The 23,774-nt window shown below is 70.9% G+C and carries 26 protein-coding genes and 5 tRNA genes; 25 read left to right on the forward strand and 6 right to left on the reverse strand.

Going from position 1 to position 23,774, the window contains the following annotated elements; all coding sequences use genetic code 11:
- Positions 1 to 108: 108 nt before the first annotated feature.
- The 8 genes from QMF80_RS32465 to QMF80_RS32500 all read left to right on the forward strand — a co-directional run bounded on the left by QMF80_RS32465 (position 109) and on the right by QMF80_RS32500 (position 3,713).
- Positions 109 to 930 carry a fumarylacetoacetate hydrolase family protein gene (locus QMF80_RS32465; RefSeq protein ID WP_283459855.1) on the forward strand — a complete coding sequence of 274 codons (822 nt, stop codon included), beginning with the start codon at positions 109 to 111 and terminating at the stop codon, positions 928 to 930.
- Positions 923 to 2,380, forward strand: a complete 1,458-nt coding sequence (gltX, locus tag QMF80_RS32470) for a glutamate--tRNA ligase (protein ID WP_283459858.1) — start codon at positions 923 to 925, stop codon at positions 2,378 to 2,380. The genes QMF80_RS32465 and gltX overlap by 8 nt, the downstream gene beginning before the upstream one ends.
- A gap of 10 nt (positions 2,381 to 2,390) precedes the next feature.
- Positions 2,391 to 3,131, forward strand: a complete 741-nt coding sequence (locus QMF80_RS32475; protein WP_283459861.1) for an HAD family hydrolase — start codon at positions 2,391 to 2,393, stop codon at positions 3,129 to 3,131.
- 88 nt (positions 3,132 to 3,219) lie between these two features.
- Positions 3,220 to 3,291, forward strand: a tRNA-Gln gene (locus QMF80_RS32480).
- A gap of 27 nt (positions 3,292 to 3,318) precedes the next feature.
- A tRNA-Glu gene (locus QMF80_RS32485) sits at positions 3,319 to 3,391 on the forward strand.
- Between the two features lie 61 nt (positions 3,392 to 3,452).
- Positions 3,453 to 3,525, forward strand: a tRNA-Glu gene (locus QMF80_RS32490).
- Between the two features lie 24 nt (positions 3,526 to 3,549).
- Positions 3,550 to 3,621, forward strand: a tRNA-Gln gene (locus tag QMF80_RS32495).
- A 19-nt stretch (positions 3,622 to 3,640) separates the two neighbouring features.
- Positions 3,641 to 3,713, forward strand: a tRNA-Glu gene (locus tag QMF80_RS32500).
- A 182-nt stretch (positions 3,714 to 3,895) separates the two neighbouring features.
- Here QMF80_RS32500 and ndgR read toward each other — a convergent pair.
- Positions 3,896 to 4,609: an IclR family transcriptional regulator NdgR gene (ndgR, locus tag QMF80_RS32505; protein WP_283459863.1), complete on the reverse strand. Its 714-nt coding sequence runs from the start codon at positions 4,607 to 4,609 to the stop codon at positions 3,896 to 3,898.
- Between the two features lie 183 nt (positions 4,610 to 4,792).
- On the opposite strand from ndgR, the gene leuC reads away from it, so the two are divergent.
- From leuC to QMF80_RS32525, 4 genes are all read left to right on the forward strand, one after another.
- Positions 4,793 to 6,217, forward strand: coding sequence for a 3-isopropylmalate dehydratase large subunit (leuC, locus tag QMF80_RS32510; RefSeq protein WP_283459865.1), 1,425 nt, complete (start codon positions 4,793 to 4,795; stop codon positions 6,215 to 6,217).
- 3 nt (positions 6,218 to 6,220) lie between these two features.
- Positions 6,221 to 6,814, forward strand: coding sequence for a 3-isopropylmalate dehydratase small subunit (leuD, locus tag QMF80_RS32515; protein WP_283459867.1), 594 nt, complete (start codon positions 6,221 to 6,223; stop codon positions 6,812 to 6,814).
- 125 nt (positions 6,815 to 6,939) lie between these two features.
- Entirely contained in the window at positions 6,940 to 7,167 is a 228-nt protein-coding gene (locus tag QMF80_RS32520) for an SCO5555 family protein (protein WP_283459869.1), read from the forward strand.
- A gap of 145 nt (positions 7,168 to 7,312) precedes the next feature.
- Complete coding sequence (locus tag QMF80_RS32525) at positions 7,313 to 7,987, forward strand: HU family DNA-binding protein (protein WP_283459870.1); 675 nt, start codon at positions 7,313 to 7,315, stop codon at positions 7,985 to 7,987.
- Between the two features lie 82 nt (positions 7,988 to 8,069).
- Here the strand turns inward: QMF80_RS32525 and QMF80_RS32530 are convergent, their stop codons facing one another.
- On the reverse strand, positions 8,070 to 8,276 hold the full coding sequence (locus QMF80_RS32530; RefSeq protein WP_283459872.1) for a hypothetical protein: 207 nt from the start codon (positions 8,274 to 8,276) through the stop codon (positions 8,070 to 8,072).
- A gap of 49 nt (positions 8,277 to 8,325) precedes the next feature.
- Positions 8,326 to 9,033: a 2-phospho-L-lactate guanylyltransferase gene (cofC, locus tag QMF80_RS32535; RefSeq protein ID WP_283459874.1), complete on the reverse strand. Its 708-nt coding sequence runs from the start codon at positions 9,031 to 9,033 to the stop codon at positions 8,326 to 8,328.
- 158 nt (positions 9,034 to 9,191) lie between these two features.
- On the opposite strand from cofC, the gene QMF80_RS32540 reads away from it, so the two are divergent.
- Genes QMF80_RS32540 through QMF80_RS32550 form a run of 3 tightly spaced genes read left to right on the forward strand, consistent with a single transcriptional unit; the run spans position 9,192 to position 12,148 of the window.
- Positions 9,192 to 9,944, forward strand: a complete 753-nt coding sequence (locus tag QMF80_RS32540; protein ID WP_283459877.1) for a lysophospholipid acyltransferase family protein — start codon at positions 9,192 to 9,194, stop codon at positions 9,942 to 9,944.
- Complete coding sequence (locus QMF80_RS32545) at positions 9,941 to 10,951, forward strand: NAD(P)H-dependent glycerol-3-phosphate dehydrogenase (protein ID WP_283459879.1); 1,011 nt, start codon at positions 9,941 to 9,943, stop codon at positions 10,949 to 10,951. Before QMF80_RS32540 ends, QMF80_RS32545 begins: the two co-directional genes overlap by 4 nt.
- Positions 10,952 to 10,990: 39 nt before the next feature.
- Entirely contained in the window at positions 10,991 to 12,148 is a 1,158-nt protein-coding gene (locus tag QMF80_RS32550; RefSeq protein ID WP_283459880.1) for a D-alanine--D-alanine ligase family protein, read from the forward strand.
- An 88-nt stretch (positions 12,149 to 12,236) separates the two neighbouring features.
- Here the strand turns inward: QMF80_RS32550 and QMF80_RS32555 are convergent, their stop codons facing one another.
- Together QMF80_RS32555 and QMF80_RS32560 are read right to left on the reverse strand one after the other, a co-directional pair.
- Positions 12,237 to 12,737, reverse strand: a complete 501-nt coding sequence (locus QMF80_RS32555) for a DUF3515 family protein (protein WP_283459882.1) — start codon at positions 12,735 to 12,737, stop codon at positions 12,237 to 12,239.
- A gap of 23 nt (positions 12,738 to 12,760) precedes the next feature.
- Positions 12,761 to 12,994: an Lrp/AsnC ligand binding domain-containing protein gene (locus QMF80_RS32560; RefSeq protein WP_283459886.1), complete on the reverse strand. Its 234-nt coding sequence runs from the start codon at positions 12,992 to 12,994 to the stop codon at positions 12,761 to 12,763.
- A gap of 236 nt (positions 12,995 to 13,230) precedes the next feature.
- Between QMF80_RS32560 and QMF80_RS32565 the strand changes: the two genes are divergently transcribed.
- Entirely contained in the window at positions 13,231 to 14,211 is a 981-nt protein-coding gene (locus tag QMF80_RS32565) for a thiamine-phosphate kinase (protein ID WP_283459887.1), read from the forward strand.
- Positions 14,208 to 15,038 (forward strand): bifunctional hydroxymethylpyrimidine kinase/phosphomethylpyrimidine kinase, encoded by an 831-nt coding sequence (gene thiD, locus QMF80_RS32570; protein ID WP_283459890.1) that lies wholly within the window; start codon positions 14,208 to 14,210, stop codon positions 15,036 to 15,038. Before QMF80_RS32565 ends, thiD begins: the two co-directional genes overlap by 4 nt.
- A gap of 137 nt (positions 15,039 to 15,175) precedes the next feature.
- Here thiD and rpmB read toward each other — a convergent pair whose 3' ends face one another.
- The gene (rpmB, locus tag QMF80_RS32575; RefSeq protein WP_073911113.1) at positions 15,176 to 15,361 is read right to left on the reverse strand and encodes a 50S ribosomal protein L28; all 186 of its coding nucleotides are present in this window, start codon (positions 15,359 to 15,361) and stop codon (positions 15,176 to 15,178) included.
- Between the two features lie 244 nt (positions 15,362 to 15,605).
- On the opposite strand from rpmB, the gene QMF80_RS32580 reads away from it, so the two are divergent.
- The 8 genes from QMF80_RS32580 to rnc all read left to right on the forward strand — a co-directional run bounded on the left by QMF80_RS32580 (position 15,606) and on the right by rnc (position 23,682).
- Entirely contained in the window at positions 15,606 to 17,273 is a 1,668-nt protein-coding gene (locus QMF80_RS32580) for a DAK2 domain-containing protein (RefSeq protein ID WP_283459895.1), read from the forward strand.
- Positions 17,274 to 17,311: 38 nt separating this feature from the next.
- The gene (gene recG / locus QMF80_RS32585) at positions 17,312 to 19,537 is read left to right on the forward strand and encodes an ATP-dependent DNA helicase RecG (protein ID WP_283459897.1); all 2,226 of its coding nucleotides are present in this window, start codon (positions 17,312 to 17,314) and stop codon (positions 19,535 to 19,537) included.
- Positions 19,538 to 19,604: 67 nt separating this feature from the next.
- Entirely contained in the window at positions 19,605 to 20,183 is a 579-nt protein-coding gene (gene rsmD / locus QMF80_RS32590) for a 16S rRNA (guanine(966)-N(2))-methyltransferase RsmD (RefSeq protein WP_283459899.1), read from the forward strand.
- 29 nt (positions 20,184 to 20,212) lie between these two features.
- Positions 20,213 to 20,692, forward strand: coding sequence for a pantetheine-phosphate adenylyltransferase (gene coaD / locus QMF80_RS32595; protein ID WP_283460012.1), 480 nt, complete (start codon positions 20,213 to 20,215; stop codon positions 20,690 to 20,692).
- A 95-nt stretch (positions 20,693 to 20,787) separates the two neighbouring features.
- Positions 20,788 to 21,867, forward strand: coding sequence for a cell division initiation protein (locus tag QMF80_RS32600; RefSeq protein WP_283459901.1), 1,080 nt, complete (start codon positions 20,788 to 20,790; stop codon positions 21,865 to 21,867).
- Positions 21,868 to 21,999: 132 nt separating this feature from the next.
- Positions 22,000 to 22,647: a YceD family protein gene (locus QMF80_RS32605; RefSeq protein WP_283460014.1), complete on the forward strand. Its 648-nt coding sequence runs from the start codon at positions 22,000 to 22,002 to the stop codon at positions 22,645 to 22,647.
- Between the two features lie 2 nt (positions 22,648 to 22,649).
- Positions 22,650 to 22,823: a 50S ribosomal protein L32 gene (rpmF, locus tag QMF80_RS32610; protein ID WP_003965982.1), complete on the forward strand. Its 174-nt coding sequence runs from the start codon at positions 22,650 to 22,652 to the stop codon at positions 22,821 to 22,823.
- Between the two features lie 19 nt (positions 22,824 to 22,842).
- Positions 22,843 to 23,682, forward strand: coding sequence for a ribonuclease III (rnc, locus tag QMF80_RS32615; RefSeq protein WP_283459988.1), 840 nt, complete (start codon positions 22,843 to 22,845; stop codon positions 23,680 to 23,682).
- Positions 23,683 to 23,774 lie beyond the last annotated feature (92 nt).

Raw genomic sequence — 23,774 nt, forward strand, 5'->3', positions numbered from 1 at the left:
CGCGAGGTCACCGCGTGAAGGGCCCCGGTCCGCCGCGTTAGCCTGGAGTCCGCAGACTCCGGCCCACGCGGGCCACCCAGCGGACATACAGAGGGGCAGACGCAACACGTGCGCATCGCCAGGTTCTCGATCGACGGAAATGTCGCCTTCGGCGCGGTCGAGGGCGACGCCGCCCCCGGCGCCGAGGGCGGGCTCGTCCTCGACATCATCAAGGGCATCCCGTACGGGGACTTCGAACTGTCCGGAACGAAGGTCCCCCTGGACCCGTCCTCCCGGGACCGGGTCCGGCTCCTCCCGCCCGTGCTGCCCAGCAAGATCGTGGCCATCGGCCGCAACTATGCGGAGCACGCGGCGGAGCTGGGCAACGCCATCGTCGATGATCAAGGCCGCCTGGACGCGCCGATCACCTTCTTCAAGCCCTCCACCTCGGTGATCGGGCCGGGCGACCCGATCGCCTACCCCTCCTTCTCCCAGGACGTCCACCACGAGGCTGAGCTGGCCGTGGTGATCGGCCGGATGTGCCGCGAGGTCCCGCGCGAGCGCGTGAAGGACGTCATCCTCGGCTACACCTGTGCCAACGACCTCACCGCGCGCGACGTGCAGCAGCGCGAGAAGCAGTGGGCCCGGGCCAAGGGCTTCGACGGCGCCTGTCCCCTCGGCCCCTGGATCGAGACCGACCTGGACCCGAGCGACCTGGCCGTCCAGTGCACCGTGAACGGCGAACAGCGCCAGCTCGGCCGCACCAGCGACATGGTCCGCTCCATCGAGGACCTGATCGTGCACATCACCGAGGCCATGACGCTGCTCCCCGGCGACGTCATCCTCACCGGGACCCCGGCCGGAGTCGGCCCCCTCAACGTCGGCGACGAGGTCGCCGTCACCATCGAAGGCATCGGCACTCTCACCAACAAGGTGATCAAGCGTGGTTAACGCACCTGTCCGCGTACGTTTCTGTCCCTCCCCGACCGGCAACCCCCACGTCGGCCTGGTCCGGACCGCCCTCTTCAACTGGGCGTTCGCCCGCCACCACGGCGGTACGTTCGTCTTCCGCATCGAGGACACCGACGCGGCCCGCGACTCCGAGGAGTCGTACGCGCAGCTGCTCGACTCGCTGCGCTGGCTCGGCTTCACCTGGGACGAGGGCCCCGAGGTCGGCGGCCCGCACGCCCCGTACCGCCAGTCCGAGCGCATGGACATCTACGCGGACGTCGCGAAGAAGCTCAAGGACGGCGGCTACGCCTACGACTGCTACTGCACCACCGAGGAGCTGGACGCGCGCCGCGACGCCGCACGCGCCGCGGGGAAGCCGTCCGGCTACGACGGCACCTGCCGTGAGCTGAGCGCCGACCAGGTGGCGGCGTACCAGGCCGAGGGCCGCTCCTCGATCGTCCGCTTCCGGATGCCCGACGAGACGATCACCTTCACCGACCTGGTCCGCGGCGAGCTGTCCTTCACCCCGGAGAACGTGCCGGACTTCGGCATCGTCCGGGCCAACGGCGCCCCGCTGTACACCCTGGTCAATCCGGTCGACGACGCGCTGATGGAGATCACGCACGTACTGCGCGGCGAGGACCTGCTGTCCTCCACCCCGCGCCAGATCGCGCTCTACGGCGCCCTGATCGAGCTGGGCATCGCCAAGGCCGTGCCCTCCTTCGGCCACCTGCCGTACGTGATGGGCGAGGGCAACAAGAAGCTCTCCAAGCGCGACCCGGAGTCCTCGCTCAACCTGTACCGCGAGCGCGGCTTCCTCCCCGAGGGCCTGCTGAACTACCTCTCGCTGCTCGGCTGGTCCTTCTCCAAGGACCAGGACGTCTTCTCGATCGAGGAGATGGTGGCGAAGTTCGACATCCCCGAGGTCAACGCCAACCCGGCGCGCTTCGACCTCAAGAAGTGCGAGTCGATCAACGGCGACCACATCCGCATGCTGGACGTGAAGGCCTTCGCCGAGGCCTGCACCCCCTGGCTGCGCGCCCCGCACGCCCCGTGGGCCCCCGAGGCCTTCGACCAGGCGGCCTGGGAGGCCATCGCCCCCCACGCGCAGACCCGCCTGGCGGTCCTGTCGGACATCACCGCCAACGTCGACTTCCTCTTCCTCGACGAGCCGGTCGAGGACCAGCCCTCGTGGGACAAGGCGATGAAGGGCGAGCCCGCGGCCCTGCTGACCACGGCCCGCGCCAACCTGGAGGCGGCCGACTGGAGCGATCCCGAGGCGCTCAAACAGGCCGTCCTGACCGCGGGCGAGGCCCACGGCCTCAAGCTCGGCAAGGCGCAGGCGCCGGTCCGCGTCGCGGTCACCGGCCGCACGGTGGGCCTGCCGCTCTTCGAGTCCCTGGAGATCCTGGGCAAGGACAAGTCCCTGTCCCGCATCGACGCGGCGTAGGGTCGCCCGTATGCCGATACGCGCGGTGCTGTGGGACATCGACGACACGCTCTTCGACTACAGCGGGGCCGACACGGCCGGTCTCGAGGCCCACCTGGCGCAGGAGGGCCTCGCGGGGCGGTACGGGTCTGCGCGGCGGGCCCTGGAGCTGTGGCGGGCGTACACCGACCGGCACTGGGGCCGCTTCGCCGCGGGTGAGGTCGACTTCCAGGAGCAGCGGCGCGACCGCGTCCGGGACTTCCTGGAGCGGCCCGCGCTGAGCGGCGCGCTGGCGGACGCCTGGTTCGACCGGTACGTCGCGCACTACAAGGCCGCCTGGGCCGTCTTCCCGGACGTGGTGCCCGTACTCGACCTGCTGGCCGGTACCCACCGGCACGGGGTGCTCTCCAACTCCTCCTTCGCCAACCAGGACCCCAAGCTGCGCTTCCTCGGCCTGCGGGAGCGCTTCGAGGTCCTCGTGTGCGCCGCCGAGCTGGGCTGCAGCAAGCCCGACGCGGCCGCTTTCCTGGCAGCCTGCGAGGCCATGGGGCTCGCGCCGGACGAGGTGGCCTACGTGGGTGACCAGCCGGAGATCGACGCGCGCGGGGCGCGTGACGCCGGTCTGGTGGCCGTCTGGCTCGACCGGGGCGAGGGGCGGGGCGCGCGGCCCGGTCCGGCCCCCGAGAGGGTGCACCGGATCACCGGACTCGCGCAGCTTCCTGCCCTGCTGGCCGGGGATACCCGTTTTGGAGCACGGTCAGGCATCCGGTAATGTTCTTTCTGCGCCGCCGGTGCGGGCCGCAAGGTCAGAACGGAAGCGCAACAACCCAAACAAACCCCCGCAAGGGGTTGTGTTTTGGTGGGCTATAGTGTAATTGGCAACACGAGGGTTTCTGGTTCCCTTATTCTAGGTTCGAGTCCTGGTAGCCCAGCGCAGTACAGAAGTAACGCAGTGCTTTGCCCCCGTTGTGTAGCGGCCTAGCACGCCGCCCTCTCAAGGCGGTAGCGCCGGTTCGAATCCGGTCGGGGGTACAGATCCTTCCCGCGAGATCTCCAGGGTCGCACCCGGACGTCTTGATGCAGGATCGCTAGGGCCCCCGTTGTGTAGCGGCCTAGCACGCCGCCCTCTCAAGGCGGTAGCGCCGGTTCGAATCCGGTCGGGGGTACTGTCTAGCTGGTCTAGACCACTATGGGCTATAGTGTAATTGGCAACACGAGGGTTTCTGGTTCCCTTATTCTAGGTTCGAGTCCTGGTAGCCCAGCGCAGCACAAAGCATGCAGGCCCCCGTTGTGTAGCGGCCTAGCACGCCGCCCTCTCAAGGCGGTAGCGCCGGTTCGAATCCGGTCGGGGGTACGTACAGGAGAGGCCCTCCGCGATCATCGCGGAGGGCCTCTTCCGTGTTCCCGGGCACCGTGCGGCGGGGAGCCGTGGGTGGGTACAAATGCGGGCCCGGAGGCGCGCGTTCGGACGTGTGCGGCGTCGTACGCGCCCCCGGGCCCGGGGGAGTGGAACGGAGCGGGGCGGAGCGGGACGGGTCAGGAGCGGCGCAGGGCCTCGCTCAGGCGGGCGGCCGCGTCGATCACGGCCTGGGCGTGCATCCGCCCCGGGTGCCGGGTCAGCCGCTCGATCGGGCCCGAGACCGATACGGAGGCCACCACCCGGTTCGAGGGGCCGCGCACCGGAGCCGAGACGGAGGCCACGCCGGGCTCCCGCTCACCGATCGACTGGGCCCAGCCGCGGCGCCGTACGCCGGAGAGGGCCGTGGCCGTGAAGCGCGCGCCCTGCAAGCCGCGGTGGAGCCGCTCGGGCTCCTCCCAGGCCATCAGGATCTGCGCGGCCGAACCGGCCTTCATCGGGAGCGTGGAGCCCACCGGGACGGTGTCCCGCAGGCCCGACAGCCGTTCGGCCGCCGCCACGCAGATGCGCATGTCGCCTTGACGCCGGTAGAGCTGCGCGCTCTCGCCCGTCACGTCACGGAGGTGCGTGAGCACCGGTCCGGCCGTGGCCAGCAGGCGGTCCTCGCCGGCCGCGGCGGCGAGCTCCGCCAGCCGCGGTCCGAGGATGAACCGGCCCTGCATGTCCCTCGCCACCATCCGGTGGTGTTCCAGTGCCACGGCCAGGCGATGTGCCGTGGGTCGTGCGAGCCCTGTCGCCGCGACCAGCCCGGCGAGGGTGGCCGGACCGGACTCCAGTGCGCTCAATACCAGAGCTGCCTTGTCGAGAACGCCGACGCCGCTAGAGTTGTCCATGAAACGATATTCGCGTCTCACACTGTGAAACGCAAGTTCAATTTTTCCAAGAACCAGCGAGTCTGTATGTACGGGTCCACGAACCACGGGGCCCGAGCCGCCGTCCGCCATGTGGGGTACGGGCGAACCGGCGGCAGGGAATCTCTAGAAGCGCCGACTCACCTGTCGGCCGGAGGGAAAGCGATGGGTAGGACACTCGCGGAGAAGGTCTGGGACGACCACGTCGTCCGGCGCGCCGAGGGCGAGCCCGACCTCCTCTACATCGATCTGCACCTGCTGCACGAGGTGACCAGCCCCCAGGCCTTCGAGGGTCTGCGGGAGGCGGGCCGCCCGGTGCGGCGCCTCGACCTCACCATCGCGACCGAGGACCACAACACCCCCACCATCGACATCGACAAGCCGATCGCGGACCCGGTCTCCCGGGCCCAGCTGGAGACGCTGCGCAAGAACTGCGCCGAGTTCGGTGTCCGGCTGCACTCGCTGGGCGACGTCGAGCAGGGTGTCGTCCACGTCGTGGGACCCCAGCTGGGCCTGACCCAGCCGGGCACCACCGTGGTCTGCGGCGACTCGCACACCTCCACCCACGGCGCCTTCGGCGCGCTGGCCTTCGGCATCGGCACCAGCCAGGTCGAGCACGTGCTGGCCACCCAGACGCTCCCGCTGGCCCGCCCCAAGACCATGGCGATCACCGTCGAGGGCGAACTGGCCGACGGGGTCACCGCCAAGGACCTGATCCTGGCGATCATCGCCCGCATCGGCACCGGCGGCGGCCAGGGCTACATCCTGGAGTACCGCGGCGCCGCCATCGAGAAGCTGTCGATGGAAGCCCGCATGACCATCTGCAACATGTCGATCGAGGCGGGCGCCCGCGCGGGCATGATCGCCCCGGACGCCACCACGTTCGCGTACCTCGAGGGCCGCGACCACGCCCCGGTCGGCGCCGACTGGGACGCCGCGGTCGCGTACTGGGAGACGCTGCGCTCCGACGAGGACGCGGTCTTCGACGCCGAGGTCGTCATCGACGGCACCGTCCTCTCCCCGTTCGTCACCTGGGGCACCAACCCGGGCCAGGGCGCGCCGCTGTCGGCGAACGTCCCCGACCCGGCCTCGTACGAGGACGCCTCGGAGCGCAACGCCGCCGAAAAGGCCCTGGAGTACATGGGGTTGACCGCGGGGCAGCCGCTGCGCGACATCAGGGTCGACACGGTCTTCGTGGGGTCCTGCACCAACGGCCGCATCGAGGACCTGCGCGCCGTCGCGGGCATCATCGAGGGCCGCAAAGTCGCCGACGGCGTACGCATGCTGGTCGTCCCGGGTTCGGTCCGGGTCGCCCTGCAGGCGGTGGCGGAGGGCCTGGACAAGGTCTTCAAGGAGGCGGGCGCCGAATGGCGGCACGCGGGCTGCTCGATGTGTCTGGGCATGAACCCCGACCAACTGGCCCCCGGTGAGCGTTCCGCGTCGACCTCCAACCGCAACTTCGAGGGCAGGCAGGGCAAGGGCGGACGGACCCACCTGGTCTCCCCGCAGGTGGCCGCGGCCACCGCGGTACTCGGCCATCTGGCCTCTCCCGCCGACCTGACCGAAGCCACCGCGACCGCCGGAGTCTGAACCATGGAAGCCTTCACCACCCACACCGGCCGGGCCGTGCCGCTGCGCCGCAGCAACGTCGACACCGACCAGATCATCCCGGCCCACTGGCTGAAGAAGATCACCCGCGACGGGTTCGAGGACGGGCTCTTCGAGGCCTGGCGCAAGGACCCGGCGTTCATCACGAACCAGCCGGAGCGCGCCGGGGCGACCGTTCTGGTGGCCGGTCCCGACTTCGGCACCGGCTCCTCCCGCGAGCACGCGGTCTGGGCCCTGCAGAACTTCGGCTTCAAGACCGTGATCTCCTCGCGCTTCGCCGACATCTTCCGCGGGAATTCGCTGAAGAACGGTCTGCTGACCGTCGTGCTCCCGCAGGAGACCGTCGACACGCTGCTGTCCCTGACCGAGGCCGACCCCACCACCGAGATCACGGTGGACCTGGTCGCCAGGGAGGTCCGAGCCGAAGGCGTCGTGGCCGAGTTCGAACTCGACGACAATGCCCGGTGGCGTCTGCTGGAGGGTCTGGACGACATCTCCCTCACCCTTCAGAACGAATCGGACATCGCGACCTACGAAAGCGGTCGGCCGAGCTTCAAGCCGCGCACGATTCAGGCCTGATCAGCGCTTATTCACCTCGGCTGAACTCGCTTTGACGCCTGTGCCCCTCGCCTTCCGGCGGGGGGCACACGCGTTTGTTGAGGCCCCATGAGGCGACAACTCGCCCCAGATGGCACAATCTGTGCATGGAACGCGACAGTCAACTCCAGCTCTACGGACTTGTCGCGGACCGGCTGAAAGAAGCGCACACAAGGGTGCGCTCACTGCAAGTCCCGGAGGGCGTAAGGATGGCGCTGTCCCGGAAGCTGTTGGTCGTCACGGCCACGGCGAAGCACGATCTCGCCGATGCGGCAAGGCGCCTGGACAGGTTGATGAAGGACCTCGACGAGGGTCGATTCCCTGAAGGCGACTGATGCGAAGGAACTCCGTAACGGCCTACATCGTTGCGGCACTAGGGTGATTAGCCCGTTTCGTGTTTGATTTGCGGTATATATCCGCCTAACGTGCGAAATAAGCTTGAACACATTCGTTCTGGCGAAGTCTCCGAAGGGGAAGACGTTGAACAAGGCGCAGCTCGTAGAAGCGATTGCCGACAAGGTGGGCGGCCGCCAGCAGGCCGCGGACGCCGTCGACGCGGTACTCGACGCGATCGTCCGTGCCGTGGTCGCCGGAGACCGGGTCTCGGTCACGGGCTTCGGCTCGTTCGAGAAGGTCGACCGCCCGGCCCGTTACGCCCGCAACCCGCAGACGGGTGAGCGCGTACGGGTCAAGAAGACCTCGGTCCCCCGCTTCCGCGCGGGCCAGGGCTTCAAGGACCTGGTCAGCGGCACCAAGAAGCTCCCCAAGGGTGGCGAGGTCTCGGTCAAGAAGGCGCCCAAGGGCAGCCTGACCGGCAGCGCTTCCGCGACGGTCAAGAAGGCCGTCGCCAAGAAGGCCACCACCGCCAAGAAGGCGGCGGCGAAGACCGCGGTCGCGAAGAAGACCACGGCGAAGAAGACCACCGCCCCGGTCAAGAAGTCGGCCGCGAAGTCCACGGTCGCGAAGAAGGCCAGCCCGGCCGCCAAGAAGGCCGCCACGGTCAAGAAGACCGCCGCGCCCGCCAAGAAGACCACCGCCACGGCGAAGAAGACCGCCCCGGCGGCCAAGAAGGCCACCGCCGCGACGAAGGCTCCGGCGAAGAAGACGGCGACGCGCAAGGCCACCGCGAAGAAGACCACCGCCCGCAAGAAGTAAGCGAGGCGACGTCACACACGTCGGGCCGGCCCCCCAATGGCAGGGGGGCCGGCCCGCGGTGCTGTCCGGGCCCGGACAGCCCTCAGACGAAGGTCTGCAGGGTGATCAGGGTGATGCGCAGCCCCGCGCCCTCACCCTCGGTCTCGATCCGCACCCGCTGCCCCGCGCGCAGCAGCCGCAGGCCGCCCGCGTCGAACGCCGCGGCCTCGAAGGGCACCGGAGTGCCGTCGTCCAGCAGCACGCTGCCGCCGCGGGTCTGAGAGTCGTACGTGAACGCCGTTGCCTGCATGAGCGCAGCTTAGGCCCTGGCATTCCCCGTACGCCCGGGCCCCGGGCGGTTATCGGGGCTCCGGCCCGACCACGGGGACACCGCCCCGCAGGACGGCCCCGTAGCGGCCGGTCCAGGCGCCCAGGCCCAGCAGCAGGGCCTCGCGCAGGTCCGCCGCCGTATCCACGTCCCGGCGGACGCTGTCGACGTCCCGGAGGGTGATTTCCACCGCGCCCGACGCCGAATGCCGGGCCCGCGAAGGACCGCCGAACGAGGGGCGCAATTCCACGTCCGGCGCAGCGGAAAGCAACGTCGTCCCGATTCCTGCCGCATCCGCCAGGAATGCCCGGGGAAATACCGCCGCTTTTTCGAGCACCCGTAGCAATTCCGGCGGCCGCAGCGCGGGCAGGTCCGCGTTCATCGCGGCCACCGCGGCGCCCGGCCGCAGCGCCCGGACCGCCCGCGCGCCGTGGGCCAGCGCCGCGTTGAGCCCCGCGGCGGGCCGGTCCGCCACGATCCGCGCGCCGAGCGCGGCCAGTTCCGCCCCGGCCAGCGGATCGTCCGTGACGACCACCACATCCCGCACCGCCGCGCAGGCCAGCGCCGCCGCCACGGTGTCCTGCGCGAACGCCAGCGCCAGCCGCGGGCGGTCCGCGCCCGCCGCCGCGGCGAGACGGCTCTTGGCCACGGAAAGGGGCTTGAGCGGGATCACCAGGCTCCAGACGGCGTTCGTGGCCGGCCCCTTCCCCGTCGATACGTCGTGGATGCGTTCTCGCACATACGTCGGCCCATTGTCGCCCCCCTCCCGGACAACCCGGCGGCCCGGTGGCGTGAGCGGGGCGTACGGTGTTCTCGACAGAGACCGGGCCCGGGGAGAGACTTGTCCGCCCGGGCAGGTGCCCAAGCCGCGCACCGGTCCTAGAGGAAGGTGTCCGAGTGTCCCGCCGCAGAATCGGCTTCTGGTACCGCTTGGCCGCGGTCATCGCAAAACCGCCGCTGGTAGTGCTCTTCAAGCGGGACTGGCAGGGAATGGAGAACATTCCGGCCGAAGGCGGATTCATCACCGCTGTCAATCACAACTCGTATCTGGATCCGCTCTCCTACGCGCACTTCCAGTACAACACCGGCCGGGTCCCCCGATTGCTCGCGAAGGCCGCCCTCTTCAAGGTGCCCATTGTCGGAGCGATCCTGCACGGCTCCGGGCAGATCCCCGTCTACCGCGAGACCACGAACGCCCTGGACGCATTCCGGGCCGCCGTGGCCGCGATCGAGCGCGGCGAATGCGTGGCCTTTTACCCGGAGGGGACGCTCACCCGCGATCCCGACCAGTGGCCCATGGCGGGCAAGACCGGCGCCGCCCGGGTGGCCCTGCTGACCCGGGCCCCCGTCATTCCGGTGGCCCAATGGGGCGCGAACCTCGCCGTGCCGCCGTACGCCACGGAGAAGAGGGTCCGCCTCTTCCCCCGCAAGACGCTCCAGGTGCTGGCCGGACCGCCCGTGGACCTCTCCGAGTTCTACGACCGGGAACCCACGCCGGACGTCCTGAAGGCCGTCACCGAGACCATCATGGCGGCCATCACCGAACTGCTGGAGGAACTGCGCGCGGAGACCGCTCCCGCGCAGCCGTACGACCACCGCAAGGCCAGGGTGGAACAGCGGCGCAAGGCCGCGGGGGAGGGCAACAAGTGACACGTTCCGTCAAGGCCGCCGTCTACGGAACCGGTTCCTGGGGGACCGCCTTCGCCATGGTCCTCGCCGACGCGGGCTGCGAGGTGACCCTGTGGGGGCGCCGCCAGGAGGTCGCCGACGCGATCAACACCGGACACACCAACCCGGACTACCTCCCCGGCATCGAACTCCCCGCGAACATCCGCGCCACCACCGACCCGGCCGAGGCCGCGCGCGGCGCCGACTTCGCGGTCCTCGCCATCCCCTCGCAGACCCTGCGCGGCAACCTCGCCGAATGGGCCCCGCTGCTCCCCGCCGACGCCGTCCTCGTCTCCCTGATGAAGGGCATCGAGCTGGGCAGCGCCAAGCGGATGAGCGAGGTCATCGAAGAGGTGGCCAAGGTCCCCTCCGAGCGCGTCGCCGTGGTCACCGGCCCGAACCTGGCCCGCGAGATCGCCGCCCGGCAGCCCGCCGCCGCCGTGGTCGCCTGCGTCGACGGGGCCGTCGCGCAGCGCCTCCAGGCCGCCTGCCACACCCCGTACTTCCGCCCCTACACCAGCACCGACGTCATCGGCTGCGAACTGGGCGGCGCCGTCAAGAACGTCATCGGGCTCGCCGTCGGCATCGCCGACGGCATGGGCCTGGGCGACAACACCAAGGGCTCCCTGATCACCCGCGGACTGGCCGAAGCCACCCGGCTGGGCCTGGCCATGGGCGCCGACCCGCTCACCTTCTCCGGCCTCGCGGGCCTCGGTGACCTGGTCGCCACCTGCTCCTCGCCGCTCTCCCGGAACCACACCTTCGGCACCAACCTCGGCCGCGGGATGACCCTGGAGGAGACCATCGCCGTCACCAAGCAGACCGCGGAGGGCGTCAAGTCCTGCGAGTCGGTGGCCGATCTGGCCCGCAGGCACGGAGTGGACATGCCCATTACGGACACAGTGGTCGACATCGTCCACCACGGGAAGCCGCCGCTGGTCGCGCTGAAGGAACTCATGGGACGCAGCGCCAAACCGGAACGCCGCTGACTCCGTTCCGGTACGCGGACCGGGTACCCTCGGACCGATATGAGCAGCCAGAACTCCCCCCAGAGCCCTGACCAGCAGGGTCGCAAGCCGCGTGTGGCCGTCGTGTTCGGCGGCCGCAGCTCCGAACACGCCATCTCGGTCGTCACTGCGGGCGCGGTTCTGCGCTCCATCGACCGGTCCAAGTACGAGGTGCTGCCCATCGGCATCACCACGGACGGCCGCTGGGCCCTGACGGCCGATGAGCCCGAGCGGATGGCGATCACCGACCGCGGGCTGCCGAGCGTCGAGGAACTGGCCGACTCCGCCGAGGGCACCGTGGTGCTCCCGGTCGACCCGGCCAGCCGCGAGGTCGTCTACACCGAACCCGGCTCCGCGCCCAAGGCGCTGGGCGAGGTCGACGTCGTCTTCCCCGTGCTGCACGGCCCCTACGGCGAGGACGGCACCCTCCAGGGCCTCCTCGAACTGTCCGGCATCCCGTACGTCGGCTCCGGCGTCCTCGCCTCGGCCGTCGGCCAGGACAAGGACTACATGAAGCGGGTGTTCACCTCCTTCGGGCTGCCGGTCGGCCCGTACGTGACCATCCGCCCCCGCGAGTGGGAGCGCGACGAGAGCGCCGCCCGCGCGAAGATCGTGGAGTTCGCCGCCGAGCACGGCTGGCCGCTGTTCATCAAGCCCGCCCGGGCGGGTTCCTCCATCGGCATCACCAAGGTCGACGACCCGTCGGGCCTCGACGAAGCCCTCAAGGAAGCCCAGCGCCACGACCCGAAGATCATCGTGGAGGCGCTGCTGCGCGGCCGCGAGATCGAGTGCGGCGTGCTGGAGTTCGAGGACGGCCCGCGCGCGAGCGTGCCCGCCGAGATCCCGCCGGTCTCCAGCCACGACTTCTACGACTTCGAGGCGAAGTACATCGACTCCGCCTCCGGTCTGGTCCCCGCCCCGCTGACCCCGGAGCAGACCGCCGAGGTCCAGCGGCTCGCGGTCGAGGCCTTCGAGGCCGCGTCCTGCGAGGGCCTGGTGCGCGCCGACTTCTTCCTCACCGAGGACGGCACCTTCGTCATCAACGAGATCAACACGATGCCGGGGTTCACCCCCATCTCCATGTACCCGCGCATGTGGCAGGAGACCGGCGTGGAGTACCCGGAGCTGGTGGACCGCCTGATCCAGGCGGCGCTGCGCCGCTCGACCGGGCTGCGCTAGCCGCCACCGCGCCGCGCAACGACGTACGGCCGCGGAACGACGTACGTACGAGAGACCGCCCGCCGGGTCATGATCCGGCGGGCGGTTCTCAGTAGGACGAGACGCCCTCGGGCACCGACTTCTTGATCGCCGCCGAGAGCGGGACCAGCAGACCGGCGTCCTTGGCGTGCTCCTTGTCCACCGTGACCTCGGTGTACGCGAGCCGCAGTCCGGTGGTGAAACGGAAACCCTTCGCCCCCCGGTCCTCCAGCAGCCAGGCCACACCGTCGACCTCGACGCCGTCCTGAGCCGGATCCGACATCTTGGGGGGCTTGGGGATACCGCACCGCAGTACGATCGCCGAGCCGCCCCACGCGGCGGTCAGGTCGGAACGGGGTGCGGTATCGGTCCGCTTCAGTCCGGCCACCGTGTCGGGGAGCTCCTCGTGCAGCGTGGCACAGAGCCCCGCGACATCGGCGGGCGGCGCGGGCGGGGGGTCCACCCGGGCCCGGGCGGTATCCGGGGAGCAGCCCGCGAGGGCTGCCACGGCGAGTACGGCCACGGGGACGGACAGGGCCGACAGACGGACGGACCGGCGGTGGAGGGACATCACCGGCCAAGAGTAGACGGGGGCTACAGATGGACGACCGGGCAGGTCAAGGTGCGGGTGATCCCCTCCACCTGCTGGACCTTGGCGACCACCATGCGGCCGAGTTCGTCCACCGTCTCGGCCTGGGCCCGCACGATCACGTCGTACGGCCCCGTCACGTCCTCGGCCTGGATCACCCCCTCGATCAGGCCGATCGACTCGGCCACCAGCGAAGCCTTGCCCACCTCGGTCTGAATGAGGATGTACGCCTGTACCACGGAACCTCCAGAGCGGCCGCGAGGATCATTTCCCCTAACCTTCGGGTGGGATGTCCCGGACCCGGGGAGGAAGGGACGCCACGGTACCGCGTCGCCGAGTGCCGCGGGGAGACCCGCGAGCCCGGTGACACGCGCAGCGGGGCGTACGGAGAGCAGAAGTTGACGTATCTGTTGACGGTACCCAGAGCTGAGACGGCTCGCGACCGCAAGCGGACTGGGCCAGAAGGAGCACAGCGATGAAGGGCACTGTCGGCGAGCTGGGGGAGTTCGGGCTCATCAAGGAGCTGACCTCACGGCTGACCACCACCCCGGCGGTCCGGCTCGGGCCCGGTGACGACGCGGCGGTCGTGTCCGCGCCCGACCGGCGGGTCGTGGCGAGCACGGACATCCTGCTGGAGGGACGGCACTTCCGGCGCGACTGGTCCACCGCCTACGACGTCGGCCGCAAGGCCGCCGCGCAGAACCTGGCCGACATCGCCGCGATGGGAGCGGTGCCCACGGCGCTGCTCCTCGGCCTCGTCGTACCGGCCGACCTGCCGGTGACCTGGCCGACCGAGCTGATGGACGGCCTGCGCGACGAGTGCCAGGTCGCCGGGGCCGCCGTGGTCGGCGGGGACGTGGTCCGCGGGGACACCATCACCGTGGCCATCACCGCCCTCGGTGATCTGCGCAACCACGACCCCGTGCTGCGCTCCGGCGCCCAGCCCGGGGACGTCGTCGCCGTCACCGGCTGGCTCGGCTGGTCCGCGGCCGGATTCGCGGTGCTCTCGCGCGGGTTCCGCTCGCCGCGGGCCTTCGTCGAGGCCCACCGGCGCCCCGAGCCGCCGTACCACGCGGGTCCCGCGGCCGCCGGGCTCGGCGCCACCGCCATGACCGACGTCAGTGACGGCCTGGTCGCCGACCTCGGGCACATCGCCGAGGCCAGCAAGGTCCGCATCGACCTGCGTTCGGCGGCCGTGGACATCCCGACCCAGATGCACGACATCGGGCAGGCCGTCGGGGTGGACCCGCTCCAGTGGGTGCTCACCGGGGGAGAGGACCACGCGATCGTGGCGACCTTCCCGCCCGACGTGAAGCTCCCGGCCCGGTGGAAGGTCATCGGGGAGGTGCTCAACCGCTCCGCGCTGCCCCAGGTGACCGTGGACGGCGCGCCCTGGACCAGCACCGGCGGCTGGGACCACTTCGGCCCCGACCCGGCGCAGGAGCCCCCGAGATGAGCGACGGCGGCGCCGCCGAGGGCGCCGGCGCGGGGGCGCCGCCGCTGTGCCTGACCGTCGCCGGATCCGATTCCGGCGGCGGGGCGGGCATCCAGGCCGACCTCAAGACCATGCTCGCGCTCGGGGTGCACGCGATGAGCGTGGTCACCGCCGTGACCGCCCAGAACTCCCTCGGGGTGCACGGGGTGTGGGAACTGCCCGCCGAGGCCGTGACGGCCCAGTACCGGGCCGTGGTGGACGACATCGGGGTGCACGCCGTCAAGACCGGCATGCTCTCCTCGGCCGCGCTGGTCGAGACGGTCGCCGCACTGCTGGCCGACACCCGGGCCCCGGCCGTGGTGGACCCCGTCGGGGTCTCCAAGCACGGGGACGCGCTGCTCGCCGCGTCCGCGCTGGACGCCGTACGCGCCGAACTCCTGCCCCGGGCCACCGTGGCGACCCCGAACCTCGACGAGGTGGCGCAGCTCGCGGGGGTCCGGGTGGAGACCGAGGACGACATGCGGCGGGCCGCCGACGCCATCCTCGGGTACGGGCCGCGCTGGGCCCTGATCAAGGGCGGCCACCTCGCGGCCGGGCACGAGGCCGTGGACCTGCTGAGCGACGGATCCACGGAACTGTGGCTGCGGGCGCCCCGCAACGGCAACCGGCACACGCACGGCACCGGCTGCACCCTGGCGAGCGCGATCGCGGCGGGCCTGGCCAAGGGTCTGGACGTCCCGGCGGCGGTCACCGCGGCCAAGGAGTACGTCACGGGCGCCATCGAGGCGGGCTTCGCCCTCGGCGGCGGCATCGGCCCGGTGGACCACGCCTGGCGCCGGCGCCCGTAGGAACGCCGTGGGGGCCGGTCCCGCGGCGGGCCGCGGAACCGGCCCCCACGGGGACGGCAAGCAAAAAGGCTGGTCCGCCTAGGCGGACCAGCCTTTTTGGCAACCGGAAGGGGCTGCGCTTACGACGACGGGAGGCGTCAGCGCGAGACCTTGCCGGCCTTGATGCACGAGGTGCAGGCGTTGAGGCGCTTCGGCGTCCCATTGACCACGGCACGGACGCGCTGGATGTTCGGGTTCCAGCGACGCGAGGTGCGGCGGTGCGAGTGGGAGATGCTGTTGCCGAAGCTCGGCCCCTTGGCGCAAACGTCGCAGTTGGCAGCCACAGGTCACTCCAAAGACTTCAGATGCACTTACAGTGAAACCGGCGCACCGGAATCAGAGATCTGAAGTGGTTTGCCGGGGGAATGGCCCGACTCTCATCGGGCAACCGGAGCAGCATACAACGACTGCGTCCGTCCAAGAAAACTACCATGACCGCCACGGACCCCGTCCCGGGTGCACCCCGGATCCGGAGCCGTCCTTCGTTACGCTGCGGTGAACCCCCGCCCGCCCAAGGAGGAACACCCGGTGCCGCACGAGCCGCACGCCCTCGACGCCGCCGCGGTGCGCACCTGGAGCTCGCTGACCGTGACCGCACTGGGCCGCGCCCGTGAGGACATCGACGCGATCAACGTCTATCCGGTCGCCGACGCCGACACCGGGACCAACCTCTACCTGACCGCCTGCTCGGCGGCCAAAGCCCTCGACGCCGCCTTCGAGTACCCCGCCGATGTGAGCGAGGGCACAGCGGAAACCGCTGGTGAGGAGGGTGCGCTGGCCGTCGCGGTACGGGCGTACGCGCACGGAGCCCTCATAGGCGCCCGGGGGAACTCCGGGACGATCTTCGCGCAGCTGCTGCGCGGGGTGGCCGACGTACTCGGCGGCGACGCGTTCGGCGGGGAACCCCGCGCCGCGGCCTCCGGCGGACTGCTGGCCGGGGCGCTGACCCGGGCCGCGGAATCGGCGTACCAGGCCGTCGCGCACCCCGTCGAAGGCACCATGCTCACCGTCGCCTCCGCCGCCGCGCGGGCCGCCGAAGCCGCCGCCGGGAACGCCGCGGACGTGGCCCGGGCCGCCTACGACGGGGCCCGCGCCGCCCTCGCCGAGACCCCGGGGCAGCTGGCCGCGCTGGGCCGGGCCGGGGTCGTGGACGCGGGGGGCTGCGGAGTGGTCGCCGTGCTCGGGGCGCTCTGGGAGGCGCTGTCGGGGCAGGAGGTGCCCCTGGAACCGGTGCGCGGGCGGGCCGTCGCCGTCCCCGCGCTCCCGGAACCGTGCCCCGAGGAGCCGGACGGGCCCGCGTACGAGGTGATCTACCTGCTGGAGGCCGCGGACCCGGCCGTCGAGGTGCTGCGCGGACGGCTCGACGGGCTCGGCGACTCGCTGGTCGTCGTCGGCGGCGACGGACTGTGGAACGTACACGTCCATGTCGACGATCCCGGCGCCGCCGTGGAGGCCGGCGTGGTCGCCGGACGGCCCTACCGGATCCGGATCACCCACTTCGGCGACGAGCGGCGCCGCGCCCGCACCGAGCGCGCCCAGCGGGCCGTGGTCGCCGTCGTCCAGGGCGAGGGACTGGCCGCGCTCTGCGAGGAGGCCGGGGCGGCCACCGTGCTCGTCCTCCCCGGCGAACCGCCCGCCGCCGCCGAGATCGCCGCCGCCGTACGGCGCGCGCACGCCCGCGAGGTGGTCCTGCTGCCCGGCGGCGCCGAACAGCGCGCGGCCGCCGCGGCCGCCGCCGAACAGGCCCGCGCCGACGGCGTACGGGTCGCCGTCATCCCCACCCGGTCCGCCGTCCAGGGGCTCGCGGCGCTCGCCGTGCACGACCCCGACGCCAGCTTCGACGAGGACGTGGTCGCCATGACCGCAGCCGCCGGAGCCACCCGCCACGGCGAACTCGCCATCGCCGAACGCCAGTCCTTCACCTCGGCGGGCATCTGCCAGGCCGGGGACGTCCTCGGCCTCATCGACGGGGACGTCGCCGTCATCGGCGCGGGGCTGCCCGAGACCGCGGAGGCCGTCCTGGAGCGCATGCTCGGCTCCGGCGGCGAACTCGTCACCCTGGTCCTGGGCCCGGAGGTGCCGGACGCGCTCGCCGAACGGCTGGAGGCGTACGTCCAGCACGGGCACCTGGCCGTCGACACCGTCACCTACCGGGGCGGGCGGTACTCCGCGCCGCTGCTCATCGGGGTCGAGTAGGGACCTCGGCGGGGTCCAGGGCCCGCGATGTCACAGCCATGGTGTGCAATGAACACGTGCCCGCGCTCGACGAAGACCTCAAGAAGACGCTCGGCCCCGCCACCGCCAAGGTGCTGGCCGAACACCTCGGCCTGCACACGGCCCTGGACCTGCTGCACCACTACCCGCGCCGGTACGCCGAGCGCGGAGAACTGACCTCGCTGGCGGAACTGGCCGACCAGATCGACGAACACGTCACCGTCGTCGCCCAGGTCGCCGACGCCCGCGTCCTCACCTTCAACGGCGGGCGGGGCAAACGGCTGGAGGTGACCATCACCGACGGCAGCGGCAGGCTCCAGCTCGTCTTCTTCGGCGCGGGCGTCCACAAACCGCACAAGGACCTGCTCCCCGGCAGCCGCGCGATGTTCGCGGGCAAGGTCTCCCTGTTCAACCGCAAGCTCCAGCTCACCCACCCCGCCTACGAACCCCTGGGCGTCGAGGCCACCACCGCCGACGCGGTGGACGCCTTCGCCCAGCAGCTGATCCCGATCTACCCGGCCTGCAAGCAACTGGAGTCCTGGAAGATCGCGAAGGCCGTCGACACGGTGCTCCCCACCGCCCAGGAGGCCGTGGACCCGCTGCCGCCCGCGCTGCGCGAGGGCCGCGGCATGCTCCCGCTCACCGAAGCCCTGCTCAAGATCCACCGGCCGCGCACCAAGGCCGACATCGAAGCCGCCCGCCAGCGGCTCAAGTGGGACGAGGCCTTCGTCCTCCAGGTCGCCCTGGCCCGCCGCAGGCACGCGGACACCTTGCTCCCCGCCGTCCCGCGCCGCCCCGCCCCCGGCGGCCTGCTCGACGCCTTCGACGCCAAGCTCCCCTTCACCCTCACCGACGGCCAGGTCGCGGTGTCCCGGGAGATCTTCGACGACCTGGCCACCGACCACCCCATGCACCGCCTCCTCCAGGGCGAGGTCGGCTCGGGAAAGACGATGGTCGCGCTGCGCGCCATGCTCGCCGTCGTCGACTGCGGGGGACAGGCCGCGATGCTCGCGCCCACCGAGGTGCTCGCCCAGCAGCACCACCGGTCGATCACAGAGATGATGGGCGAACTGGCCGAGGGCGGGCTGCTCGGCGGATCCGACCGGGGCACCAAGGTGGTGCTGCTCACCGGCTCCATGGGGATGCCCGCGCGCCGGCAGGCGCTGCTCGACCTGATCACCGGCGAGGCCGGGATCGTCATCGGCACCCACGCCCTGATCGAGGACAAGGTCAAGTTCCACGACCTCGGGCTGGTCGTGGTCGACGAGCAGCACCGGTTCGGCGTGGAACAGCGCGACGCCCTGCGCTCCAAGGGCAAACAGCCCCCGCACCTGCTCGTGATGACCGCGACCCCGATCCCGCGCACCGTCGCCATGACCGTCTTCGGTGACCTGGAGACCTCCGTCCTGGACCAGCTCCCGGCCGGACGCTCGCCGATCGCCACCCACGTGGTGCCCGCCAAGGACAAGCCGCACTTCCTCACCCGGGCCTGGGAGCGGGTCCGCGAGGAGGTCGACAAGGGGCACCAGGCGTATGTGGTGTGCCCGCGGATCGGCGACGGCGAGGACGATCCGAAGGCCGCCAAGGCCGCCGCCAAGAAGAAGGCCGCGGCCGAGGAGGACGGGGACAAGCGGCCCCCGCTCGCCGTCCTGGAGATCGCCGAGCAGCTGGCCGGGGGCCCGCTCGCCGGGCTGACCGTCGAGGTGCTGCACGGCCGGATGGACCCCGCCGACAAGGACGCCGTGATGCGGCGCTTCGCGGCGGGCGAGGTGAAGGTGCTGGTCGCCACCACCGTCATCGAGGTCGGGGTGAACGTGCCGAACTCCACGGTGATGGTGATCATGGACGCGGACCGGTTCGGGGTGTCCCAACTGCACCAGCTGCGCGGCCGCGTCGGCCGCGGCTCCGCCCCCGGACTGTGCCTCCTGGTCAGCGAGATGCACGAGGCCAGCCCCGCCCGGGCCCGGCTGGCCGCCGTCGCCGCCACCCTCGACGGCTTCGAACTCTCCCGGATCGACCTCGAACAGCGCCGCGAGGGCGACGTCCTCGGCCAGGCCCAGTCCGGCGTGCGCTCCTCGCTGCGGATGCTGTCCGTCATCGAGGACGAGGAGGTCATCGCGCAGGCCCGCGAGGAGGCCACCCGTGTCGTCGCCGACGATCCGGAACTGACCGCACTGCCCGGCCTGCTCACCACCCTCGCCGCACTGCTCGACACCGAGCGGGAGCAGTACCTGGAGAAGGGCTGACCAGGAGGTCCCGTACCGGAGGTCCTATCGTGGAGCCGCGAGCATTCCCTGAGCGAAGGACCTCCACATGACCCGCGTGATCGCCGGCAGCGCCGGTGGGCGACGCCTCGCCGTGCCGCCCGGCACCGGCACCCGGCCCACCTCCGACCGGATGCGCGAAGGCCTGTTCTCCACCTGGGAGTCGCTGCACGGCGTCGAGGGTGCCCGGGTCCTCGACCTCTACGGGGGCTCCGGCGCGGTCGGCCTCGAAGCCCTCTCCCGGGGCGCGGCGCACGCCCTGCTCGTCGAGGCCGACGCCAAGGCCGCGAAGGCGATCCGGGAGAACATCACGGCGCTGGCCCTGCCCGGCGCCGAATTCCGGGCCGGCAGGGCGGAGCAGATCGTGGGGCTCCCGGCCGTCGGGGAGCCGTACGACATCGTCTTCCTGGACCCGCCCTACGAGGTCGCGCACGTCGATCTCGCGGAGATCCTGCTCACACTCCGGTCGAATGCCTGGCTCACGGGCGATGCGCTCGTCACCGTGGAGCGCAGCACCAGAAGCGGTGCGTTCCCCTGGCCCGACGGTTTCGAGCCGCTCCGCTCCCGGCGGTACGGCGAAGGCACCCTTTGGTACGGTCGCGCCGCCGACACCTGCGAAGACTCATGATGCCCGTACCGGAGAGCGAGGGACTTCAGTTGCGCCGCGCCGTCTGTCCGGGGTCGTTCGACCCCATCACCAACGGACATCTCGACATCATCGGACGAGCCGCCCGGCTCTACGACGTCGTGCATGTCGCCGTGATGATCAATCAGTCCAAGCAGGGACTCTTCACGGTCGAGGAGCGGATCGAGCTGATCCGCGAGGCCACCGCCGGATACGGGAACGTCGAGGTCGAGTCCTTCCACGGACTGCTCGTCGACTTCTGCAAGCAGCGCGACATCCCGGCCATCGTCAAGGGTCTGCGCGCGGTCAGCGACTTCGACTACGAGCTGCAGATGGCCCAGATGAACATGGGCCTCACCGGGGTGGAGACGCTCTTCGTGCCGACCAACCCGACCTACAGCTTCCTGTCCTCCTCCCTGGTCAAGGAGGTGGCGACCTGGGGCGGCGACGTCTCCCACCTGCTGCCGCCCTTCGTCCACACCGCCCTGATGGAGCGGCTGCACGGCAACTGACGTGCCGTCACTCGCTGTCGGGGGGCCGCGTCGGGGCCGTACAGTCGTCCCGTCCGTCTCAGGAACCGCCTGAGGCCGAGAGAGTGCGAGCCACCGTGGACGTGCAGAAGAAGCTCGACGAGATCGTCGCGTCGGTCGGCGGAGCCCGGTCCATGCCCATGTCCGCCTCCTGCGTGATCAACCGCGCCGAGCTGCTCGCCCGGCTCGAAGAGGTGCGCGAGGCGCTGCCCGGCTCGCTCGCCCAGGCGCGGGAGCTGATCGGCGGGCGCGAGCAGATGGTCGAGGAGGCCCGCCGGGAGGCGGACCGGATCATCGAGTCGGCCCACGCCCAGCGGGGCTCGCTGGTCTCCGACACCGAGGTCGCGCGCCGCTCGCAGGGCGAGGCGGACCGGATCCTCGCGGAGGCCCGCCGGGAGGCGGAGGAGATCCGCGCCGAGGCCGACGAGTACGTCGACAGCAAGCTCGCCAACTTCGAGGTGGTCCTCTCCAAGACCATCGGGTCCGTGGACCGGGGCCGCGAGAAGCTGCTCGGGCGCGGCCCGGGGCTCGACGAGCACGGCTTCTCCGACGCGGAGGCGCCCGAGCGCAGCCACGACCCGGAGGTCCAGCGCCAGCAGGCCGACGCCTACGTGGACACGAAGCTGGCAACCTTCGAAGCGGTGCTCTCCAAGACCCTGGAGGCGGTCGGCCGGGGCAGGCAGAAGCTGCTGGGCCGGGCGCCGACGGACGATCTGGGCGCCCACATGGCGGCCCAGGACGCGGCGGGCGGCCAGCAGTCCCGGACCACCAGCGACGCGGACTTCCTGGCGGGCCTGGCGGAACCGGTGGCGCCGATCGCGCCCCAGCGAGCGCAAGCGCCGCAGGAACCGGTGTACGAGGCCTACTCCTACCAGCAGCCCCAGCCGGGCGCGTACGGCTACCAGGACGCCTACGGCTACCAGCAGGCCCCGCAGCAGCCGGACCCGTACGCGGCGTACCAGCAGCAGCACCAGCAGCCGGACCCGTACGCCGCCTACGAGCAGCCGCAACAGCAGCAGCAGCCGCATCAGCTCGACGAGCAGCAGCAGGCGCAGCAGCACCAGCAGCCCTCGCAGCCGGCCCTCGACGAGACCAGCCTCTTCGACACGAGCATGATCAATCTGGACCAGCTGCGTCAGTACGAACAGGGCCGCTGACGGGCCCCGGCCCCGGATTGGGCTCAGGGCGAAGGGGCGGGTATCCTGGCTCTTCGGTCGCGCGTATGCGATGCGATCCTTGCTGCCCGCAAGCGGCAAAAAGCTCAGCGATTTCTGAAAGCAGGACCAGCCCTGAACACCCACCTCGACCCCCATGACCCCCTCGTGTTCGACACGCACGAGCTGGGTCGGCGTCCTGGTGCGTTGCTGCGGCTGACCCGAGAGATCGTGGCGCCCGCGGACTTCGGTCTCGCGGACGTCATCGGAGTGCCGGACGGCGCGCCGGTGAAGCTGAAGCTCCGGCTTGAGTCGGTCATGGAAGGGGTGCTTGTCACAGGCACCGCCCGTGCACTGGCCGCCGGGGAGTGCGTAAGGTGTCTGGAGGCCGTGGAGCGCGAGCTCAAGGCGGACTTCCAGGAGATGTTCTCGTACCCTGACGCCGACGACCGGGGCCGTATGAAAGCGGAACCGGGCGACGACGTTGAGAATGACGAGGACAGGCTCTTCATCGAGGACGGTTTGTTCGACCTCGAATCAGTGCTGCGTGACGCGGTGGTGCTCGCACTGCCGCTGCAGCCGGTGTGCCGGGAGGACTGCCTCGGACTGTGTCCCGAATGCGGGATCAGTCTGAACGACGACCCGGACCACCACCATGACGCCACCGACATTCGTTGGGCGGCGTTGCAGGGACTCGTCGTGACCGATCAGGACGACGAGAAGGACAACATGAGCGGCGTCGCATCTGACGTCCAGCGCGCCGCCGAGAAGCAGGAGAAGTAGCCGTGGCTGTTCCGAAGCGGAAGATGTCGCGCAGCAACACGCGCCACCGCCGGTCGCAGTGGAAGGCTGCGGTCCCCACCCTGGTTTCGTGCGAGCGTTGCCAGGAGCCGAAGCTCCAGCACATTGCGTGCCCGAGCTGCGGCACCTACAACAAGCGCCAGGTCCTCGAGGTCTGAGCGGCTGGTGAGAGGCGCAATGTCTGAGCTTGCCGGCGGCCATACGCAGGCAGACAAGAACAACGCGGCCTCGTCCCACACGCTTCTGGAAGGGCGGCTCGGGTATCACCTCGAGTCCGCCCTTCTGGTGCGTGCACTGACCCACCGTTCGTACGCGTACGAGAACGGCGGTCTGCCCACCAACGAGCGGCTGGAGTTCCTCGGGGACTCCGTGCTCGGCCTGGTGGTCACGGACACGCTCTATCGGATCCATCCGGACCTGCCGGAAGGCCAACTGGCCAAACTGCGGGCCGCTGTGGTCAATTCGCGTGCGTTGGCCGGGGTCGGGCGTGCGCTCGAACTCGGCCTCTTCATCCGGCTAGGCCGGGGCGAAGAAGGCACGGGCGGCCGGGACAAGGCCTCCATCCTCGCCGACACCCTTGAAGCGGTGATCGGCGCCGTCTATCTCGACCAGGGTCTCGACGCGGCCTCCGAGCTGGTTCACCGGCTCTTTGATCCGCTGATCGAGAAGTCCTCGAACCTCGGTGCCGGCCTGGACTGGAAGACCAGTCTCCAGGAACTGACCGCGGCCGAGGGGCTCGGCGTACCCGAGTACCTGGTCAGCGAGACCGGACCGGACCACGAGAAGACCTTCACCGCTGCTGCTCGCGTCGGTGGTGTCTCGTACGGCATCGGCACCGGCCGCAGCAAGAAGGAAGCGGAACAGCAGGCTGCGGAGTCCGCATGGCGCGGTATCCGCGCCGCCGCGGACGAGGGGATCGCGGCGCAAGCCGCCGCCTCCGCCGCACCGGCTGTCGCCGAGGCTCCGGCCGAGGACGGCGGGGCGCCGACGCCCGCCGATCCGACGCCGACCGCCTGACGCTTCCTTCGGGAGTTTCTCCGCCCGCCACTGCTCCGGCAGTGGCGGGCGGACCCGTTCCCGGGGCCCCGCCGCGGCCGTACCGGGCCCGG

The organism is Streptomyces sp. G-G2, from assembly GCF_030063135.1.
In the GTDB taxonomy this organism is placed as follows: domain Bacteria; phylum Actinomycetota; class Actinomycetes; order Streptomycetales; family Streptomycetaceae; genus Streptomyces.

Bases quoted from the DNA above. Each gene is read 5' to 3' on its own strand.
- QMF80_RS32475 (WP_283459861.1), top strand. From the start codon at position 2,391: ATGCCGATACGCGCGGTGCTGTGGGACATCGACGACACGCTCTTCGAC.
- ndgR (WP_283459863.1), bottom strand. From the start codon at position 4,609: ATGGACAACTCTAGCGGCGTCGGCGTTCTCGACAAGGCAGCTCTGGTA.
- leuC (WP_283459865.1), top strand. From the start codon at position 4,793: ATGGGTAGGACACTCGCGGAGAAGGTCTGGGACGACCACGTCGTCCGG.
- leuD (WP_283459867.1), top strand. From the start codon at position 6,221: ATGGAAGCCTTCACCACCCACACCGGCCGGGCCGTGCCGCTGCGCCGC.
- QMF80_RS32520 (WP_283459869.1), top strand. From the start codon at position 6,940: ATGGAACGCGACAGTCAACTCCAGCTCTACGGACTTGTCGCGGACCGG.
- QMF80_RS32530 (WP_283459872.1), bottom strand. From the start codon at position 8,276: ATGCAGGCAACGGCGTTCACGTACGACTCTCAGACCCGCGGCGGCAGC.
- QMF80_RS32550 (WP_283459880.1), top strand. From the start codon at position 10,991: ATGAGCAGCCAGAACTCCCCCCAGAGCCCTGACCAGCAGGGTCGCAAG.
- QMF80_RS32555 (WP_283459882.1), bottom strand. From the start codon at position 12,737: ATGTCCCTCCACCGCCGGTCCGTCCGTCTGTCGGCCCTGTCCGTCCCC.
- QMF80_RS32565 (WP_283459887.1), top strand. From the start codon at position 13,231: ATGAAGGGCACTGTCGGCGAGCTGGGGGAGTTCGGGCTCATCAAGGAG.
- thiD (WP_283459890.1), top strand. From the start codon at position 14,208: ATGAGCGACGGCGGCGCCGCCGAGGGCGCCGGCGCGGGGGCGCCGCCG.
- recG (WP_283459897.1), top strand. From the start codon at position 17,312: ATGGTGTGCAATGAACACGTGCCCGCGCTCGACGAAGACCTCAAGAAG.
- rsmD (WP_283459899.1), top strand. From the start codon at position 19,605: ATGACCCGCGTGATCGCCGGCAGCGCCGGTGGGCGACGCCTCGCCGTG.
- rnc (WP_283459988.1), top strand. From the start codon at position 22,843: ATGTCTGAGCTTGCCGGCGGCCATACGCAGGCAGACAAGAACAACGCG.